18 protein-coding genes and 1 tRNA gene are annotated in these 19037 nt (G+C 61.9%); 10 read left to right on the forward strand and 9 right to left on the reverse strand.

Annotation, left to right across the window (positions count from 1 at the left end):
* Positions 1-7: 7 nt before the first annotated feature.
* The 3 genes from CPI83_RS27545 to CPI83_RS27555 all read right to left on the reverse strand — a co-directional run bounded on the left by CPI83_RS27545 (position 8) and on the right by CPI83_RS27555 (position 2622).
* On the reverse strand, positions 8-406 hold the full coding sequence (locus CPI83_RS27545) for a hypothetical protein (protein WP_069146651.1): 399 nt from the start codon (positions 404-406) through the stop codon (positions 8-10).
* A gap of 90 nt (positions 407-496) precedes the next feature.
* Positions 497-1180, reverse strand: a complete 684-nt coding sequence (locus tag CPI83_RS27550; protein ID WP_059016389.1) for an MspA family porin — start codon at positions 1178-1180, stop codon at positions 497-499.
* Positions 1181-1770: 590 nt separating this feature from the next.
* Positions 1771-2622 carry an arabinofuranosidase gene (locus tag CPI83_RS27555; protein ID WP_232816942.1) on the reverse strand — a complete coding sequence of 284 codons (852 nt, stop codon included), beginning with the start codon at positions 2620-2622 and terminating at the stop codon, positions 1771-1773.
* A 251-nt stretch (positions 2623-2873) separates the two neighbouring features.
* Between CPI83_RS27555 and CPI83_RS27560 the strand changes: the two genes are divergently transcribed.
* Entirely contained in the window at positions 2874-3368 is a 495-nt protein-coding gene (locus CPI83_RS27560; protein WP_097388024.1) for a DUF1877 family protein, read from the forward strand.
* Between the two features lie 81 nt (positions 3369-3449).
* Here the strand turns inward: CPI83_RS27560 and CPI83_RS27565 are convergent.
* The 3 genes from CPI83_RS27565 to CPI83_RS27575 all read right to left on the reverse strand — a co-directional run bounded on the left by CPI83_RS27565 (position 3450) and on the right by CPI83_RS27575 (position 5382).
* Positions 3450-3539 (reverse strand) — tRNA-Ser (locus tag CPI83_RS27565).
* Between the two features lie 50 nt (positions 3540-3589).
* The gene (locus CPI83_RS27570; RefSeq protein WP_020968140.1) at positions 3590-4015 is read right to left on the reverse strand and encodes a MarR family transcriptional regulator; all 426 of its coding nucleotides are present in this window, start codon (positions 4013-4015) and stop codon (positions 3590-3592) included.
* A 128-nt stretch (positions 4016-4143) separates the two neighbouring features.
* Positions 4144-5382, reverse strand: a complete 1239-nt coding sequence (locus CPI83_RS27575) for a lactate 2-monooxygenase (protein WP_069146653.1) — start codon at positions 5380-5382, stop codon at positions 4144-4146.
* Between CPI83_RS27575 and CPI83_RS27580 the strand changes: the two genes are divergently transcribed.
* Positions 5381-6370 (forward strand): NAD(P)H-quinone oxidoreductase, encoded by a 990-nt coding sequence (locus CPI83_RS27580; protein WP_021342496.1) that lies wholly within the window; start codon positions 5381-5383, stop codon positions 6368-6370. The genes CPI83_RS27575 and CPI83_RS27580 overlap by 2 nt on opposite strands.
* 15 nt (positions 6371-6385) lie before the next feature.
* On the opposite strand, the gene CPI83_RS27585 is transcribed toward CPI83_RS27580, so the two are convergent.
* Positions 6386-7588, reverse strand: coding sequence for a cysteine desulfurase-like protein (locus CPI83_RS27585; RefSeq protein ID WP_097388025.1), 1203 nt, complete (start codon positions 7586-7588; stop codon positions 6386-6388).
* 132 nt (positions 7589-7720) lie between these two features.
* Here CPI83_RS27585 and CPI83_RS27590 point away from each other — a divergent pair, with 132 nt between their 5' ends.
* From CPI83_RS27590 to CPI83_RS27615, 6 genes are all read left to right on the forward strand, one after another.
* The gene (locus CPI83_RS27590; RefSeq protein ID WP_021342495.1) at positions 7721-8290 is read left to right on the forward strand and encodes a bacterial proteasome activator family protein; all 570 of its coding nucleotides are present in this window, start codon (positions 7721-7723) and stop codon (positions 8288-8290) included.
* A gap of 64 nt (positions 8291-8354) precedes the next feature.
* Entirely contained in the window at positions 8355-9227 is an 873-nt protein-coding gene (locus CPI83_RS27595) for an ABC transporter permease (RefSeq protein ID WP_020905804.1), read from the forward strand.
* 10 nt (positions 9228-9237) lie between these two features.
* Complete coding sequence (locus tag CPI83_RS27600) at positions 9238-10044, forward strand: ABC transporter ATP-binding protein (protein ID WP_020905803.1); 807 nt, start codon at positions 9238-9240, stop codon at positions 10042-10044.
* Positions 10041-10937 carry a glycosyltransferase family 2 protein gene (locus tag CPI83_RS27605; RefSeq protein ID WP_019746444.1) on the forward strand — a complete coding sequence of 299 codons (897 nt, stop codon included), beginning with the start codon at positions 10041-10043 and terminating at the stop codon, positions 10935-10937. The genes CPI83_RS27600 and CPI83_RS27605 overlap by 4 nt, the downstream gene beginning before the upstream one ends.
* Positions 10938-11092: 155 nt before the next feature.
* Positions 11093-12178: a ribosome small subunit-dependent GTPase A gene (rsgA, locus tag CPI83_RS27610; RefSeq protein WP_097388262.1), complete on the forward strand. Its 1086-nt coding sequence runs from the start codon at positions 11093-11095 to the stop codon at positions 12176-12178.
* 47 nt (positions 12179-12225) lie between these two features.
* Positions 12226-13053, forward strand: a complete 828-nt coding sequence (locus CPI83_RS27615; protein WP_097388026.1) for a TylF/MycF/NovP-related O-methyltransferase — start codon at positions 12226-12228, stop codon at positions 13051-13053.
* Positions 13054-13056: 3 nt separating this feature from the next.
* Here CPI83_RS27615 and CPI83_RS27620 read toward each other — a convergent pair whose 3' ends face one another.
* Positions 13057-14910, reverse strand: a complete 1854-nt coding sequence (locus tag CPI83_RS27620; RefSeq protein ID WP_047888763.1) for a glycosyltransferase — start codon at positions 14908-14910, stop codon at positions 13057-13059.
* Between the two features lie 135 nt (positions 14911-15045).
* On the opposite strand from CPI83_RS27620, the gene CPI83_RS27625 reads away from it, so the two are divergent.
* Positions 15046-17265 (forward strand): hypothetical protein, encoded by a 2220-nt coding sequence (locus tag CPI83_RS27625; RefSeq protein WP_054188737.1) that lies wholly within the window; start codon positions 15046-15048, stop codon positions 17263-17265.
* Here the strand turns inward: CPI83_RS27625 and CPI83_RS27630 are convergent.
* Positions 17220-17900, reverse strand: coding sequence for a class I SAM-dependent methyltransferase (locus CPI83_RS27630; RefSeq protein ID WP_078377455.1), 681 nt, complete (start codon positions 17898-17900; stop codon positions 17220-17222). The genes CPI83_RS27625 and CPI83_RS27630 overlap by 46 nt on opposite strands.
* A gap of 108 nt (positions 17901-18008) precedes the next feature.
* Here CPI83_RS27630 and CPI83_RS27635 point away from each other — a divergent pair, with 108 nt between their 5' ends.
* The gene (locus CPI83_RS27635) at positions 18009-19037 is read left to right on the forward strand and encodes a glycosyltransferase (RefSeq protein ID WP_232816816.1); all 1029 of its coding nucleotides are present in this window, start codon (positions 18009-18011) and stop codon (positions 19035-19037) included.

Here is a 19037-nt window from a genome sequence, read left to right on the forward strand (position 1 = left end):
CGCGGTATCAGTTCCAGTACTGGTAGGCCAGGGTGACGTACCCGGCGTTGGCCGGGTTGTTCGGATCAGCCAGGTAGACATCGACGTAGCCACCAGCATGGGCAGCGGCTTCGCCGATCACTACGCGGTCGGGGGCGCTGAGCTTGCCATCGGGGCCGACGGTGAGCGCCGAGCCCGGTGCGAGCTCAATCCACCGCTGCGAGCCTGGAACGATGTCGGAGATGGCGTCCGGGATCGGGCTCGCCGCCAACGCCGCGGTTTCCGCATTCGAGAGCGACAGACCGATCCGACCCTGCTCAGGTTCGACGATCGGAGTTGCAGCAGATGCCACGCCGGCGCCGAGAACACCGAACAGGGCGATACCCGCGGTGAGGGTTCCGGCAGTGGCCAAGGTACGAATCTTCATGATTTCTCCTTTGTGGGCGTGATGAGTAACCACCCCTGGACTGGGCGGATCGGGAATAGTCGCCAGCAGCGCTGACGACGGCTGCGCGGGTCAGAGCCAGGTCGGATCGGAGTACACGAACAACGTGTTGTCGGACGTCGCCGTCGACACCGAGAGTTGTGCGTACGAGCGGATCGTCACCGGCCCCATGCACGCATCAACCTTCACGTGCACGTTCTCTGCCGTGATCGACGCCTTCGACGACTCGAGATCCTTCTTCCCCAACGGAATCGTCGTGATCGTGCCCGGCGCAATCGTCGACTGAATACTCGGATTCACCGACGCATTCACACCCACGTTCGCCGACGGGACACCCGAAATACTCACACCGACAGAAGGGCCGAGCGAAAAGCCAAGCCCCAAGCCAAGTCCGGAGGAGACATCGATCTGGCAGCCGATCTGCAATCCCTGCTCGACATAACCGGTCTTCACTGCCGAATCGCCCGCACCACCGATCGTGCCGGTCACCTTCGCCGACACGAACCCCTCACGGGTGAACGCCGTCGTCGCCAGATTCGGCACCGGGTTCGCCGACAGTTTCGTGGCGGCAAGATCCAACGACCAGCCGTCATCGGTGATCGTGCTCGCGAATTTGTCCGACAACGCCGTTGGCGTTGCCGATGCGCTCCCTGCGAAGACCACACCAGACGACAGCGCGGCAACCGCACACGCCGCGAGCCCTACCGCGGCCCTCGATCGACGATGGGATACGCCGTTTTGCGATTCGATCGACATGAACTGCTCCTCCACGTGACACAGCAACCAGAGCGGTAGCCGACAACTAACTGAATTAGTTACCGGACGGTACCAATCGTCCTGTTTGCCCGCCAGCGCGCCATCTCCCCCATCTTGGATTTAGGGTGAACTTTCGGTAACAGATATATATCGACAGGCTTATCAGCAGCGAAAAGGACCTAGGTCCCACTATGAGCAAGGTCACCGTTTACGGACGAGAAGATTACTCAGAAACAGTGCGGCAAATCGAATTGAATCCGCATTTCGCGGGCCTCAGAGCAGTTGAAGACCGAAAGTGCGGGCATCAAGCCAGTGCGCGTACTTGAATATGAAATTAACAGGCATTACTTGGCAATCAATCGTGAAGTACGGCGCCCGAGCGGGGCCTGGGAGCGCAACTCTGCACAGCTCACGCCGAGATACTCACTTCGTGGTCGGCGCGAACTCGTCGGACCCAACGGCATCGCATCGTTAGCTTGTCAATCACTGATTCGCGCAGGCGACGCACACAAGTAGTACGCAAGTACGAGAAAAGGCTCTGACCAAGACCGGAGTCCTTGATCAGAGCCTTACCAACTCGGGGTCGAAAGTTATGCCGGTTCTCTCATGATGCCGAGATGCCGTGCAGTCCCGGACACCCCAGGAACCTCTTGCACAGGAGACCAGGTGTTCAGCCCGTCCGCGCTGTCGGAGTAGAGATACTTTCCTTCGGTATAGGCGTCGAGATAGATCCGCCAGTCGCCGCTCGGCAACTGAACCACGGCCGGACCTTCGACAAGCGAACCCCAATTCCCGGGCGGGACAAACGAATAAGGTCCCGTCACCGAAGGAGCGACCGCATGCTCGACGACCTTCCTCGTCTCGTTCTTGGTGAACGCATGATAGGTCGATCCGACTTTGACCACGGTGGTGTCGATGTGGTCCGCACCGATCCCGGCGAGCGGAACAGGCGGGCTCCACAACCGGAGCGACGGTTCCAACGCCGTCATCAGATACGGCACAAATCCTCCACCGGTCGACATCGACAGGATGACGTTGACGCGATCGCCGTCCACAAACCATTCAGGCGCCCAGGCCTTGGTGACGAATGGTGACAGCGACGGTCCGTCGCTGAATCCGGCCGAACCCGAGAAGCCCGGGGGGCTCGCAGAACCGGTGCCATCTCCCGTACCAGGCATCAAGGCGCAGCAAAACGGAACCGGATAGTTCCCCAGCGGCGTCCAGTTGATGCGGTCGCTGCTGCGTGCAAACCCGATGTTCGCCCCACCACCCGTCGTGTAGGTGAGGTAATACAACCCGTCCGTGTTCCGGAAGATGCTCGGATCACGCACGAGCCCAGACGGCGGCCTGTACGCCGACTGCTGGACGAGCTGAAAGCCGGTGCCGTCGACCGACTCGTAGACATCCATGTCACGGTCGCTGGCATTGCTGAACGCCACCATTGTGTATTTCCAGCCAGGCGGCGGCGCGGCGCTGCTGGCAGGGGCTGCGACCAGCAACCCCGCGACGACGAGGATCACCAGCGATACAACAGAAAGGCCGGTCCGTTTTGTCGGAATCACCGATGAAGTATGTATGACAGCAGGCCCACCATGGGTAACTTCGGTCGGAGGCAGAGCAGGATCGTTACCTAAGGCGATTCGTCTTGTAGTGACGGCGGGACGCCGGCAAGGTCGGCCGTTAGCATCACGCCATGGAACTTGGGGTGCATTTCGCGCTGTCAGACAGCGTGGCAGCGGAACTTCTGGACGCGCGCGGCGACGACGACAAACTCGGCGCTGTGGTCGAGGACATCGAGGAGACGGGCCGATCCGAGTTCTCGTGCGACACGGACAAGGCGTGGGATCCGATCCTGTGCGCCCTCTCCAGCACGGGGTACGAGCGCGTGTCCGAGAACTGGCCGGCCTACGGCGTGATCTTGGGGGACGAAGACCTCAACACCGACACCGACGACCAACTCGTCACCTACCTGGCACCCGATCGGGTCGCCGAAGTCTCCTCGTACGTGGCGGAAGTCACCGAATCCGAGTTCGGCGTGCGCTACGACGCGATGCCACTCGACGACCGCAACCCGGAGTACGGTTCCGACGAGCGCGGGTACGCCTGGGGCTGGCTTCAGGAAGTGGCGGACTTTTTCCAGCGCGCGGCCCGAGAGAATCACCACGTGGTGTTCACCGTGCGGTTCTGACGCCCACTACCCAAGCAGTGTGACTCCGAAAACAGTAAAGGCTCTGACCTGGACCGAAGTCCGAGGTCAGAGCCTTTGCTTTGGCGGAAGCGGAGGGATTTGAACCCCCGGTGGGTTTAACGCCACGCTCGCTTTCAAGGCGAGTGCATTCGGCCGCTCTGCCACGCTTCCGTGGGCGATCCTATCGGGTGTTCCCACGGACCGCGAAAACGGCTCCGACGTCAGCGCTCGCCGATGGCTTTGTCGACCTTCTCGAAGACGTCTGCCAGCACGTCCAGTTCCTGGGGAGTCAGCAGATCGACCAGATTGTTCCGCACGCCTGCCACGTGAGTAGGCGCTGCCTCGGCGAGGCGGCGCCTACCCTCTTCCGTGATCCGAGCGAGCACGCCGCGACCATCCTCGACGCAAGTGTCTCGCACGACGATGCCCTGGGATTCCATCCGCCTGATCTGGTGTGTGAGGCGACTCCGCGAAGACAGCACGCCGTCTGCCAGGTCACTCATCCGCAACGACCCGTCAGCTGACTCCGAGAGCATGACCAAAATGCGGTAATCGGCCAACGACAGGTCGTGTGAATCCTGCAGTTCGCGGTTGAGAACCTCCATGAGGCGCTGATTACCGTCCATGTAACCGCGCCATGCACGCATCTCGCATGGCGTCAGCCACGGTGTCTCACCGTGCGCCGCCTGCGATGTCTCCTCGGTTGTCGCTTCAGCTGTCACAGGTTCCAAGTTTAGACCTGTGTCCGCCCGTCACAGTAAGACTCACCCTAAAGTCACGAATTGGACATCAGGATCGAACGGTCGATTTCGGCGACCGATGCCAACCCCGCCAGTCCCATGGTGAGATCCAGGTCGGCCATGAGACTGCGCAATGCATGACGCACTCCGTCCGCTCCGGCCAATCCCAACCCGTACACCCACGGCCGTCCATACAGCACTGCGTCGGCACCCAAAGCCAGAGCCTTGATTACGTCTGCGCCACAACGAATTCCGGAGTCCATCAGGATGTCCACCTCATGCCCCACCGCATCAGCGACAGGACCGAGAGCGTCGAGCGCCGAAATCGACCCGTCGACCTGACGCCCACCATGGTTGCTCACAACAATGCCGTTGGCGCCGGCCGCGACGGCCTCACGTGCGTCGTCGGGATGGACAATTCCCTTCACCGCGATCGGAAGTGTCGTCCACTGGCGAAGTTTCGCGATATCCGCGATCCGCACCGCGTGATTGCCGAACAACGACACCCACGTGAGAACCGCGATCTGCAGGGCTTCTGCACTCTCCTCGGGAGGCGTCGCCAATTTGGCGCGGAACACCGGATCCGACAGATAGTTGGCAATACCCTTCGCCTGCAGGAACGGCAGGTGACCGAGCTCGAGATCCCTTGGACGCCAACCCATACCGGGAGTGTCGGCAGTCAGGACGATAGCCTTCGCGCCCGCCGTCTCCGCCCGACGGACAAACGACTCGGCAAGCTCGTCGTCGGCCGGCCAGTACAGCTGGTACCACCAGTTATCGCCCGAGGCCGCCGCTACGTCTTCGATGGTCGAAGACGCCGCCGTCGAGAGAATCGATCCGATCCCCAACTCGGCAGTGACCGAACCGACCGCAACCTCGGCGTCGTCGTGGACCAAGCCGAGCACTCCCACCGGAGCCGTCAGAATCGGTGCGGCCAACCGCGTCCCCAACACCTCGACGCTCAGATCGCGCGCGTCGGGCGCCGCAGTCCCCCGCAACATCCGCGGCACGATCGCATGCTTGTCGAACGCCCGCAGATTCGACACCGCGGTCCGTTCGGTCGACGCGCTACCGGCGATGTACCCGAAAGCCTCTGGTGAGAGTTGCTCGCGCGCGGCATCTTCCAAGCCCGCCGCAGTCATCGGCAAAGCCGGCTTCGCGCCGCTCAGTCCCGTCAGATAGATCTCGTTCTGCATGTTCCCGAAGTAAGTCACGTCCGCGACGGTAGCGGCAAAACACCCGTCAGCGGGGAGATTCGCTAGCGTCGTATCCATGTACGCCATAACGATCGATCAGCCCGGCGGTCCCGAGGTCATGAAATGGGCGCAGCAGCCCGATCCTGAACTACCTCGCGGGCACGTACTCGTCGAGGTCGCCGCGACCGCAGTCAACCGCGCCGACCTGCTCCAACGTCAAGGCTTCTACCCGCCGCCGCCCGGCGCGAGTGACATTCTCGGCCTCGAATGCTCGGGTGTGATCACCGAACTCGGCGAAGACGTCACCGGTTGGTCCGTCGGCGACGAAGTCTGCGCATTGCTGGCCGGCGGTGGCTATGCCGAGAAGGTTGCGGTCCCGGCAACACAACTTCTCCCCGTTCCCGCGGGCGTCGATCTCCGTGTCGCAGCGTCTCTGCCGGAAGTTGCGTGCACGGTGTGGTCCAACGTCGTGATGCGCGGCGGCCTACGACGCGGACAGGTACTACTCGTCCATGGCGGTGGCGGCGGAATCGGCACCCACGCCATCCAGGTCGGCAAAGCCCTCGGCGCCCGCGTCGCAGTTACCGCGGGTTCGGAGGACAAATTGAACCGCTGCCGCGAATTGGGCGCGGATATTCTCATCAACTATCGCGACAGCGACTTCGTAGCATCACTCGCCGAAGCCACCGACAACCATGGCGCCGATGTGGTTCTGGACAACATGGGAGCGTCGTACCTCGGGCGCAACGTCGACGCACTCGCCATGGACGGCCACGTCGTGATCATCGGAATGCAGGGTGGTCGCACGGGCGAGGTCGACATCGCCAAGCTGATGGGAAAGCGCGGAAACATCACGTCGACGGGCCTGCGCGGGCGTCCGCTCACCGGCCCAGGCGGTAAAGCGGACATCGTCGCCGACGTCCGTGCGAAGTTGTGGCCGTTGATCGCCGATGGATCGGTTCAACCGATCGTGTCGACCGAACTTCCGATCACCGAGGCGCCATTAGCCCATCAGTTGCTGGATTCGCCGGAAACCGTAGGCAAGGTCATCCTCACCGTGAAGTGAGCCGAGCGGGATCGATCAGCCCAGGGCGCCGAGTTCGGCGACCAGCTGATTGATCTCGTACCGCGTCGTGTACGGCGCAAGGCCGACGGTGACCGCGCCGCCTTCGTCGTTGACACCGAGGGCGTCGAGCAGCCTGGAACCACCATGCGTACCGCTGACCGTTGCGATGCGCTTGTCGGCCAGGTGCGCGGCGACCTTGTCTGCCGCCATCCCCTCGAGCGTGAAGCTGAGCGTCGGCACCCGCGTGGGTGCGCCGCCGATCACCATCACGTTGGACAGGGCTGCGAGAGAACGCATGAGGTGATCGAACAGACCGTCCTGATAGTCCTGCAGCGAGCTGATCGAGGTTTCGAGGCGCTCACGCCTGGTTCCCGTTGCCGATTCGTCCAAGCCCGCCAGGAAATCGATCGACGACGTGAGACCGGACAGCAGCGCGAACTGATGACCGCCCACCTCGAGTCGCTCGGCGCCACGCGCGTACGGGTTGAGCGACACGGCCGGAATTCGGTCGAGCAGTCCGGGATCGCGGAAGACGAGTGCGCCCACCTGTGGACCGCCCCACGACGGCGCGCTGACGGCAACGATGTCCGCCCCGAGATCAGCCATGTCCACATGCGCATATGGCGCTGCACCGACGGCGTCGACCACCATCAGTCCGCCGAATTCGTGCAGACGATCAGCTGCGGCGCGGACGTTCGGAGCCGAACCGACGACCGGTGATGCGGCCGTCAAGGCCACCAAGCGAGTCGTCGAGGTGATGAGATCGTTGAACTGCCAACTCGGGAGCTCGCACGTTTCGATTTCGACCTCGGCCCATCGCACCTGGGCGCCGTAGCGACTGGCCACGCGGAGCCAGGGTGCGACGTTCGCCTCTTCGTCGAGGCGCGAGAGCACGAGACCGGTTCCGAGGCCCAACCGCGAACTCAGCGACTCGGCGAGCCAAGCCAACAGTACCGCTCGGTCTGATCCGAGAACGACTCCCGCAGGATCTCCGCCGACCAGATCGGCGACCGCGGTGCGCGCACTCTCGAGAATGGCAGCACTACGACGGTTCGAGACGTGGCGACCGGAGGAAGAAGATGCAGAGGCACGGAACGCGGTGGAGACCGTCCGCGAGACGGCGTCCGGGATCTGCATTCCGGCCTGCGGATCGAGGTGGATCCAGCCGTCACCGAGTGAGGGAATCAACCCCCGTACGCGGGCAACGTCGTAAGCCATGCTCGACACTCTAGGTGCAGACGCCCGCTTAGTCGAAGGCAGTCACCCAATTACCCGTCAGTACAGTTATTCGATAGCTAACTTTTTGGGGGTTACGCGGCGTTTGTCGCCCACACACGACAAGATGGAAGCATGACGAACCCCGACAAAGAGCAGGTACTCGTTATCGGACCCGACGGTCGACCCGTCGCGATGCCGGCGGCCGAGGCAGAAGCCGCCACCTCCGGCACCACCGAAGGCGCGGAAACAGAAGCCGAGTCCGTCGCCGAGATGGTCGAGCAGCCGGCGAAGGTCATGCGAATCGGCACGATGATCAAACAACTCTTGGAAGAAGTTCGCGCCGCGCCGCTCGACGACGCCAGCCGTAAGCGCCTCAAGGACATCCACACCTCGTCCATCCGAGAACTGGAACAAGGCCTGGCACCCGAACTCCGTGAAGAACTCGAGCGACTGAGCCTCCCGTTCACCGACGACTCCATTCCCTCCGACGCCGAACTGCGAATCGCGCAGGCCCAACTCGTCGGCTGGCTCGAAGGACTGTTCCACGGAATTCAAACCGCACTGTTCGCCCAGCAGATGGCAGCGCGCGCTCAGCTCGAACAAATGCGTCAAGGCGCACTGCCTCCCGGCATGAGCATCGGGGCTCCGCATTCGCCTGCACATCCGGACCAACAGAGCCCGGGAACCGGCCAGTATCTGTAACCCGGACCACCACTAGGTCCGAGGGAAATCCGGCGCCGACGCCAGGCCGGTAGGCTCGACCTCCGTGTCAGCATCCGCAATCGAATCCGAGACGCCGGACGCACCTGCGCCCGTGTCCGACTCCCAGACGTTCCGTCGTGCGTTCAAAGACCTTCGCGACGGTCTGAATCAGCGTGAGTTGTGGCTCAGCCTCGGCTGGCAGGACATCAAACAGCGCTACCGCCGGTCGGTGATCGGTCCGTTCTGGATCACGATCGCCACCGGCGTCCAGGCCACCGCCATCGGCATTCTGTACGCGGCCCTGTTGGACATGCCGCTCCAGGAGTTCCTGCCGTATGTGACGGTGGGCCTGATCGTCTGGAACCTCATCAATGCCTCGATCATCGAAGGCTCCGAAGTCTTTGTCGCCAACGAAGGCCTGATCAAACAGCTGCCATCAGCCTTGAGCGTGCACATCTATCGACTGGTGTGGCGGCAGATGTTGTTCTTCGCACACAACCTGCTGATCTACGTGATCATGGTGATCGCGTTCGGGGTCTGGCGGAACCTGAGTTGGGCGTCGTTGGCTGCGATCCCGGCGTTGGGACTGATCGTGCTCAACGCACTGTGGGTCTCGATCGTGTTCGGAATCTTCGCCACTCGATACCGTGACATCGCACCGATTCTGTCTTCGCTGACGCTGCTGCTTTTCGTGCTGACACCGATCATGTGGACAACACAAAGCCTCGAGGCTCAGGGCGGCGCGGTCCGAGATCGTGCAAAGATCGCCGAACTCAATCCGCTGTTCCACTACCTGGACATCGTCCGCGCGCCGATGATCGGGCAGCCGCAAGAGCTTTACCACTGGTACATCGTCATCACGATCACGGTGGTCGGCTGGGCCGTCGCATTGCTGGCGCTTCGCAAATACCGGGCCCGCGTGCCCTACTGGGTTTAGGGACATCGCAATGACCGAACATGTGAACATCTCAACGCACAACGCCTGCGTCGACTTCCCGATCTTCGACGCGAAGTCCCGGTCGATGAAGAAGGCATTCCTCGGTAAAGCGGGTGGCGCTATCGGCCGCAACAGTTCCGACGTTGTGGTCGTGGAAGCCCTGAAAGACATCACGATGACGCTCAAAGAGGGCGACCGTGTAGGGCTGGTCGGCCACAACGGCGCCGGAAAGTCCACCCTGCTGCGCTTGCTCTCCGGGATCTACGAACCCACCCGGGGATCCGCCACCATTCGCGGGCGCGTCGCACCTGTTTTCGACCTCGGAGTCGGCATGGATCCCGAGATCTCCGGCTACGAGAACATCATCATCCGCGGCCTGTTCCTCGGTCAGACCCGCAAGCAGATGCTCGCGAAGATGGATGAAATCGCCGACTTCACCGAACTCGGCGACTATCTCGACATGCCATTGCGCACGTACTCCACCGGCATGCGCGTGCGCATCGCTATGGGCGTGGTCACCAGTATCGATCCCGAGATCCTGCTACTCGACGAAGGCATCGGTGCCGTCGACGCCGAATTCATGAAGAAGGCCAGAGTTCGGCTGCAAAAGCTGGTGGAACGCTCCGGCATCCTGGTATTCGCCAGCCACTCCAACGAATTCCTCGCTCAGCTGTGCAACAGCGCGATGTGGATCGACCACGGCCAGATCCGCATGCAGGGTGACATCGAGGATGTCGTGCGCGCCTACGAAGGCGACGACGCCGCCGAACACGTGCGCCACGTCATCAAGGAGATGGAACGGGAGAACACCCTGTGAGCGCACCCGAGAAAATCATCGGGGTTGTCGTCACGCACAAGCGTCGTGAACTGCTGGCCGAATCCTTGAAGGTCCTCAGCACCCAGTCGCGGCCGCTCGATCACCTGGTTGTCGTCGACAACGCCGACGAAGCCGATGTGAAAGAGCTCGTCGACAACGCTCCACTGCCGACGAGTTACATCGGTTCTCAGCACAACCTCGGCGGTGCCGGAGGATTTGCTCTGGGCATTCTCTACGCACTTTCGCTCGGCGCCGACCGCGTCTGGCTCGCCGACGACGACGGGCGTCCGGAGGGCCCCGAGGTCCTGGAAACCCTGCTCGACTGTGCAATTCGGAACGACCTGGCCGAGGTCTCCCCCGTCGTCTGCGACATCGACAACCCAGACCGCCTCGCGTTCCCCTTGCGCCGCGGCACGTCGTGGCGCCGGTTGCGTTCCGAACTCGGCGACGAGGATCTCCTGCCAGGCATCGCGTCCCTCTTCAACGGTGCACTGTTCACCGCCGATGCGATCGATGCTGTCGGAGTTCCGGATCTACGCCTGTTCGTCCGCGGCGACGAGGTCGAGGTACATCGTCGCCTCGTGCGCTCCGGCCTGAAGTTCGGTACCTGCCTGCAAACTGCTTACGTCCACCCCAACGGCGCGGACGAGTTCAAGCCGATTCTCGGCGGACGTATGCACACGCAGTACCCCGACAACGACACGAAGCGCTACTTCACGTACCGCAACCGTGGATACATCCTCGCCCAACCGGGAATGCGGAAACTGCTTCCGCAGGAATGGGTTCGGTTCGGCTGGTACTTCCTGATCACCCGCCGCGATCCGGCAGGACTGCGCGAGTGGATGCGACTGCGCAAACTCGGCCGGGAAGAGAAGTTCGAACGCCCGAGTTAAATCAGTTGCACAGTCGCGCCCGCGGCTGAGACTATTCTGATCCGACGCATGGTGCGTCCTGAGATTTACGAGGAGTGAGTATTGATGACTGTCGTGTTCCGCAGTTTCAGCGCCGTCAACGTTCACACTTCTTCGTACTCGAGGACACAATCACCATGCCGGAAAACAACACGCTCCTGACCGAATATGGTTGGAACGCAACACTCTCGAACACATTCACTACCCTGGCCCCACCGGACTCCGCACCCGGGCGCGTTCTTCGCGTCGACCGCGGCCGGTGCGACGTGGCCGTCGCCGAAGGCACAGTTCGCGCACTCACCGGCAGTGATCCGCTCGCTACCAGCCAACTGTGCACGGGTGACTGGGTGGCCGTCGCCGAGGTACTGAACTCACGCGAACCCGAGATGCACACGGTCACTTCAATACTCCCCCGATCGAGCAGCATCGTTCGATCCTCGGCGTCCGGAAAATCGGAAGGCCAGATTCTGGCTGCGAACGTCGACACCGTCGTCATCGCCACGGCTTCGGACGGCGACGTCGATCTCGGGCGCATCGAGCGACTACTCGCACTCGCCTGGGAAAGTGGCGCAACACCTGTCGTCGCACTCACCAAATCGGATGCAGCTCAATATATCTCCGACACTCTAGCTGAGGTCTCTGCCATTGCGCCCGGCGCAACAGTGCTGGCCGTCAGTGCCGAGACCAACGAAGGAATGGATGTACTCGATGCAGTTCTGGACGGCACCGTGGCGATATTCGGTCCATCCGGCGCCGGTAAGTCGACGCTCGCGAACGCACTCCTCGCGGACACCACAGGCGCCGATCGACTCGAGACCGGCCGCGTTCGAACCGGCGACGGAAAGGGACGCCACACCACAGTCACGAGAGAACTGATCCCCTTCTCCGGCGCCCGGACGTTGATCGACACACCCGGCCTGCGAGGGGTTGGCATGTGGAATGCGGCGGAGGGAATCGACAAGACGTTCCCCGAGATCGAGGACCTGATTGCAGAGTGCCGGTTCTCGGATTGCGCACACAACTCCGAGCCGGGATGCGCAGTCCTGACCGCACTCGGGCGCGGCGATCTGGACGAGCGGAGACTTGCGAGCTACCGGAAACTACAGCGAGAGAACGCGTGGAACGCCGCCCGAAGCAATGCTCGGCTGCAGGCAGAGAGGACGCGGGAGATCAAGGTGATCTCCCGCCATCTCAAGAGTCACTACCGTGGTCGGAACCGGTAGCGAACAAAGCCTGGCAGCATGGGGGGTGATCCCGACGAGAGGTTGTCATGTTCGAGCGGTTCCGTTCCAGCGCCAGGACCAAGCTTCAGCGTGCGGTATCCGAGGTGGTCGAGACCGCCGACCGTCGCAACGCCGATCGCACGCAGCAGATCCTCGACGCGCTGGCACTCTCACGTGACGAACTGGCCGAGGCCCGCGGTGACATCGCGGGCCTCCGGTCCAGGATCGACGAGCTGGAATTTCGCCAGCGGCGGGATCTGGCCTACGCCGTGGATCTGGAAGCGACAGCGTCGACTGCCGAGTTCATCCTCGAACACCTTCGAGTCGCGGAGACATTCGGCCACCCGCACGACACGCTGCGCCACGCATTGGGCTTGATCGAAATACCCGGCATGGCACTCGAATTCGGCGTCGCCAGCGGAACCACACTCAGGATCGTCGCGGAGGCTTTCACCGAACGCGAGGGGACCGTCGCAGGTTTCGACGTGTTCTCCGGCCTTCCGGAGACCTGGCGCACCGGGTTCCCGGTCGGCGAGTTCGCACAGGAATCCATCCCCGAAGTGCCTGGAGCGCAACTTGTTCCGGGCCTCTTCGAGAACACCTTGCCCTCGTTCCTGAACGACGAATCCGGCCCCGTTGCGTTCCTGCACCTCGACGCCGACCTCTACTCGTCCACCAAGACCGTGCTCGATCTCCTCGGCGACCGACTGGTCTCCGGGTCGATCGTCGTCTTCGACGAGTTCTTCAACTATCCCGGATGGCAGCAGCACGAATACCGGGCGTGGACGGAGTTCGTCACACGCACCGGCATCTCGTTCGAATACCTCGGGTACACCGTCGACAACGAGCAGGTCATCGTCGAGATCACCAGCTGAGAATCACTTCTCGTACAGACGTGCCCAGTTCTCTCGACTCGTGAGTTCCGGCATCGCAGCACGGTACTTCGCCGACACGGCAGGTGCTTCCTTCTGGAATCGACGCAGTAGCTTCACCGTTCGGATCAAGAGAGCACGCGCCGTAGCCTTGTCTCGCTGCCGGATACGTACCCCCGACTGCGAAGCATCGGTGACGACTACATGGTCGAACTGCGAGATGTGCCACCAGTGCGCATCCTCGCGCGGAATATTGACCAAACCGCCACGGGTGCGCCCCAGCCACTGATTCAACCCACGTTTGGCCAGAATCACTCGCATCAGGCTCGGTTCACCACCGGCACGCTCGGTGTGGAGTTCGTTCGAGGCGATCGGGGCGGTAGCCGCATCGTGTTTGATCGTCTCGGCATACTGCGCTCGGCCGGCACGGATGCTTGCCATGGCCTCGATGCCGCCGTCCCGCAACGCTTCCGGACCGTCGAGATAATCCTCGATGCCCTTCAACGTCGTGAAGGCAAGGCCGTATTGCATTCCGACGAGGAATTCGGAAATCTGGCGGAAGAACTGACGTGAAAGTCCCTTGGTGTCGAGATCGCTGTGCAAAGACCCGACGACGAGGGAGTTACGCGTACTGAAGTAGCGGGCCCAGTCGTCGAAGTCCTTCCAATAGAAATCGGCATGCCACACAGCGGCGTTGGGCAACGTGACGGTGACAAACCCTGCTTTCCGGGCCCTGATTCCGTACTCCACGTCATCCCACTGAAAGAAGATCGGAACGGGTAACCCGATGGCTTCGACAACTTCGGCGGGGATCAGGCACGTCCACCAGGCGTTGTATCCCGCATCGACTCGACGCTCTTGACGCTTCTTGAGCATGCTCGTGTTGATGAGAGCCTTGGGCACTCGTTGCCCGTGATGGAGAGTCTTCAGATCTACGTCTTCGGCACCGACATTGAGGAAATCGGGATTGAGCAGATACATCATCTGCGCACCCACCAATGTCGGTTCCACCGTCATATTCGCAAAAGCGTTGAGGCGCAACACTGTTTCTGGTTCACAGAGAATATCGTCGTCCATCAGGATGACGTCGGCGAGATCTGCCCCCTCGGATGTAGCCTCGAAAAGCCCACGTGAAAAACCGCCCGCTCCGCCGAGATTCGGCTGCTGCAGATATTTCAGCTTCTCACCGAGCTTGTCTGCCGCCTCGACGAAGCGCGCCCGATCTTTCACCAGGTCGTTACCTTGATCGACGACGTACACGGAGCTGACGAGGTCACGCACAGTGGCATCGGAAGCCAGTGCAGCAACAGTCTCGGCACAATCGTCGGCCCGATTGAAGGTGCAGATCGCCACCGAGACCGGGCGAACCGTCTCCGGAGCGGCCACGGTCCATTCCAAGTGGTCGATCGTCATCGGAGCGTCGACAGAATCCACCTCGAGCCAGAGGGCGCCGCCGTCGACGAACTTGTCCAACGATGTGGTCAACGTGACCTCTGAGGACCCCGATCCGTCGCGGGTCTCGAGAATACGGCGATGCCCGGCGATATCCGAAGCAACCATCCGGACGCGGAACCGACCCTCGCTCTCGATCCGCAGCGAAGCCTCGACCTCTGTGACAGTCGTCCACCGCTGCCAGTAGCTGGCAGCGAAACGCCCGAAATAGGTGTTGGTGCTGATACGTGCGCCCTTGTCCAGAGCGACTCGGTGCCGGGTCCGCTCACCGGAGCCCTTCCGGAACTCGACGTACAGGTCGTCGTTGACTATCGGCGACATTCCGACGAACACGCCGCGCTGGACCACCAAACGGCGAGCCATGACCTGCCCGTTCTCCGGCACCCCCACCTTTACCTGCTCGGGCATATGACTCCTACGTGAATCTTGAAAAAGCTGTACCTGTCACTCGCAGGGTATCCGAGGTGGAATTACCCCCGAAACTCGAAAACACAGCCTCGGCTACTGTCTCTGGTGCATCCACCCGTGCGACCTGGAGATCCCTTGACACTCGAACTACCCGCTCCCACCCGTCGGGAACGCTGGAGCTGGGGCGCTGTGATCCCAGCAGTCGTGTGCCTCGCATTCTTCGCGATCGTCACGGTGGACCCTCGCTACTTCTATGTCGACGACACCGAATCCGGTGCGGTCGGCAACTGGGTTCAGCTGGGCCATCTGATGCGAGAGGGACAATTCCCCTCGCTGGTTCTGGATCAGTGGATGGCTGGAAACTATCCGGTCGAGGGTCAGGGTGGGCTGTGGAACCCGGTCCAGATCTTCATCAACTACATCGCACCGTCCGTCGACAATCTCGCTTTGCTGGCCACGCTGGTGAAGTTGGCATTCGCGATCATCCTCGGATGGGGCGTCTATCGAGTCTGCCTCGAATACGGCGCGCGCCCCTACTGGGCGGCCGTCGCCGGAAGCGCAGTGCCCTTTGCCGGGTTCACCCTGTACTTCGAGTACCCGTCGTGGGTTACGTCGGTGATCGGAATGGCCTGGGTGGTGCAGGCGTGGGCCAGCGGAATTCGCTATGCCCGCGGCCGGTCGGGGCCGATACCCGTCTTCGTCTTCCTCTATCTCGCGATCAGCGTCGGATACGTCCATGCGGCATTGATGGCCGGAGTGACCGTCGGGGCACTGATGGTGGGCGAATACGTCCGCAGTCCGCAGTGGCGGACAACAGTGAAGCTCGGACTGGTCGGCGTCTCGGCCGCAGCCTGCGGCGCGATCACCTTTCTTCCAGGTCTGCTCTCCTCGGCCGTCACATGGCGCACCGGCGAAGAAGGTACGTTCAACGACAATTTCCTGACGGCACCGTGGTCGGAAACACTGACGGCGAGTATTCCGTCGTCCGTCTCGAGCATCGAGTCCTGGACGGGCGAAACCACCTACGCACCGATCACCTACATCGCCTGGTTCGCGATACCGGCACTGGCATTCATCGGCTGGCGGAAAGCACAGGGTTCGCTGCGAGAGTTGGTGACCCCGCTGCTGCTGTTGGCCTTCATTCTGCTGTTCACCGCGGGCCCCAGCGACATCGGCCAGATTCGGTGGCCGGCACGACTACTTCCCTTCGTCGCGGTGTTCTCCCTGGTACTACTCGGTGTGCTGCTGAGCCGATTCGGGACTTTGGACAAACTGCGATCACGCGTCATCGCTGCATCGTTGATCGTGTTCGTCTTGATGATTCGTGCCAGTTCTTCGGGTCCGCAGTACTTCATCCGGCATCTCACCTGGGCTGTCGTGATCATCGCCGTCGGAGCACTCGCCATCTACCTCGGTCGTAGATACGGCGCCCCGGCGATCGCAGGTCTACTGATTCTCACCATCGCTCCGGTGACTCTGTATCAAGTGATCGCGTATCCCCAGGCGCTGAACAAGTGGTACCTGCCGACCAGCCAATCCGAAGCCAAGGCGAACTTTCCGGATTTCCCGGGCACGACCCTTCAGCTCGGCAATCGCGCGCTGATCCGAATCGACGCCGAAACAACAGAACTCCCGTGGACTTCGCAGGTGTACGGAAACTACGCCAAGGTGCTCGATCTCGACTACGTCAACGCGTACACCCCGGTCGGCCACGCGGACTTCGCTTCGCTTCTGTGTATGGGATTCGACGGGTCGACGTGCGACGACGCCTACCGAAACGTGTTCAGGCCGGATGAATACACCGGTCGAACCAGCGCAGACCTGATGCTGCTCGACCGCGTCGTCCTTCAACGGAAGCAGTACCCGGGCGCTGACAACGAACCCGCCCCACCCGGGTGGCACTGGGCAGAAGTGCCCGAGGTCGCCCAGGACCAGATCTACGTCCTCGAACGCGACGCCGGCCCGATCTCCGGTCAACCGGGCCGTGTGTCGGCAACTGTCAATGCCGACGCACAGTCCGAGTACATGAGCGTCAAGAACGAGCGTGTGCGAGTCAGCTCACCGGGCGGTGGCAGCGTGGTATTCGCACGGTTGGCATGGCCGGGCTACACCGCGACCCTCGACGGCGAACCCATCCCGACCAAGGGCCTCGGCGGAACGTACCTCTACGTCGATCTGCCGCCTGGCACCGACAACGCGGAACTGGTGATCAACTTCCGTTCCCCAGGACAGAGGATCGGCTATGTCGGTATGGGCTTCGGGCTCGTTATCCTTGCCGGCCTCTCCGTGATCTACTACCGCGACAGGCGTCAGAGCCGGGACGGGACCTCCGCGATCACCACAGACTCGTTGTAGATGAACGGCTTTCCCATCCACCGCGGAAACGGGAACGACAGCGAGCGCCTGACTACAAGACCGTTGTCCGCACAGATCTTTTCGAGGTCGACGCCGTCGAGGAAGACGGTATGCGTGGGATCGCTGGCGAAGCCACGTTCCTGAGGGCAGATCAGCATGACGGTCGCACCCGGTTCCAGGAATGGAAGGTACTCGGCGACGATGCCGGAAGCTTCTCCCGCCGGCAGGTGCTCGAGGAGATGCGCCATCAGCATTCCGTCGAAGGTTCGCTGATCGCTTTCGGAGTGAAATTCCGCAGAAGAGTACGCCTCGAACCCGAGCGATCGACAGAACTCCACCGAATGTTCGTTGTGGTCCACCCCGACACTGCCAGGGGGAAGATTTCGCAGATTTCGGCCGATCCCGCAGCCGACGTCGAGCACCTTCCGGCCGCCGAGGAAACGTCGGATATTCCACTGATACGGCGCTTGCACGTTCAGAACGCGCTTCCATTTGGCGCCTTGAAGCTCACGCAACCGAGCCGTGTACTCGGTGTCGGTGGTATCACCGCTACCCGTATCGGCTCTCCCAGGAAGGCCTGTGTTCTCGCGATTGTTCTCGCGTCGATCGTTGGTGTGATCTTCGAACTCGGCCACTGGAGACTCACTTTCGTCGAGTGATCCGGATCATAACTTCACGATTCTCCGACATGTACGCCCCCACGCCGAGAAGCCGACCCTCGGCGACGTATACACTCCCCGCCTGTGAAGACCGATGGCACACCCAAGTCGGTGCAACCGCACCGAATTTCCGTCGTCGTGCCGGTTTACCAGGGCGAACACACTCTCAATGCACTCATCGACGAGATACTTCCCCTGACGAAAACCCAGACCACTCCCGGCGGGCGGCCGTTGGTCGTCGAAGAAGTCCTTCTCGTCTTCGACCACGGTCCGGACGGATCAGCTGCGGTCATCCGTGAACTCGCGAGACAACATGACTTCATCCGACCCATCTGGCTCTCGCGCAACTTCGGCCAACATCCGGCAACACTGGCGGGAATGGCGTCGAGTGGTGGCGAATGGGTTGTCACCATGGATGAAGACGGCCAGCACGACCCGGCCGACATCGGTGGACTCCTCGACACTGCACTGGATCAACAGGCCACCCTCGTCTACGCGCAGCCCGTGAACGCGGCACCCCACGGTGCGCTACGCAACGCGGCGTCGAAGTCGTCGAAATGGTTGACCACCAAAATTCTCTCGTCCGAGAACTCCGTGAAGTATCAGAGCTTCCGACTGGTCCTCGGAGAGGTCGGACGGTCGGTCGCCGCATACGCCGGATCCGAGGCTTACCTCGACGTGGCTCTGGGCTGGATCGCGGGAGAGGTCACCACCAGCCCGGTTCAACTGCGTGAGGAACGCGGACGCGCATCCGGATATCACCTCAGAAGCTTGCTGTCGCATTTCTGGCGAATGGTTCTCTCCAGCGGCACCAAGGGCCTGCGAATGGTCAGCTTGATCGGCTTCCTGTTCGCTGTCGGCGGTCTCGTCATCGTCCTCTACGTGTTGGCGTCGTACGTGTTCTTCGACGCCGGCGTCGAGGTACGAGGATGGGCGTCGACGATGATCGTGATGCTGTTCGGTTTCGGGGCAGTGCTCTTCTCGTTGGGTGTGATCGCCGAATACATCGGTGTCGCAGTCAAGACGGCAATGGGAAAGCCGCCGTACCTCATCGTCAGCGACCCCGCGTCAGGCCCGTTGGGGCGCCGGAACGCCACCGAGCCACCCGCGTAA

Origin of the sequence: Rhodococcus sp. H-CA8f, assembly GCF_002501585.1 — a bacterium.
Lineage (GTDB): Bacteria > Actinomycetota > Actinomycetes > Mycobacteriales > Mycobacteriaceae > Rhodococcus_F > Rhodococcus_F erythropolis.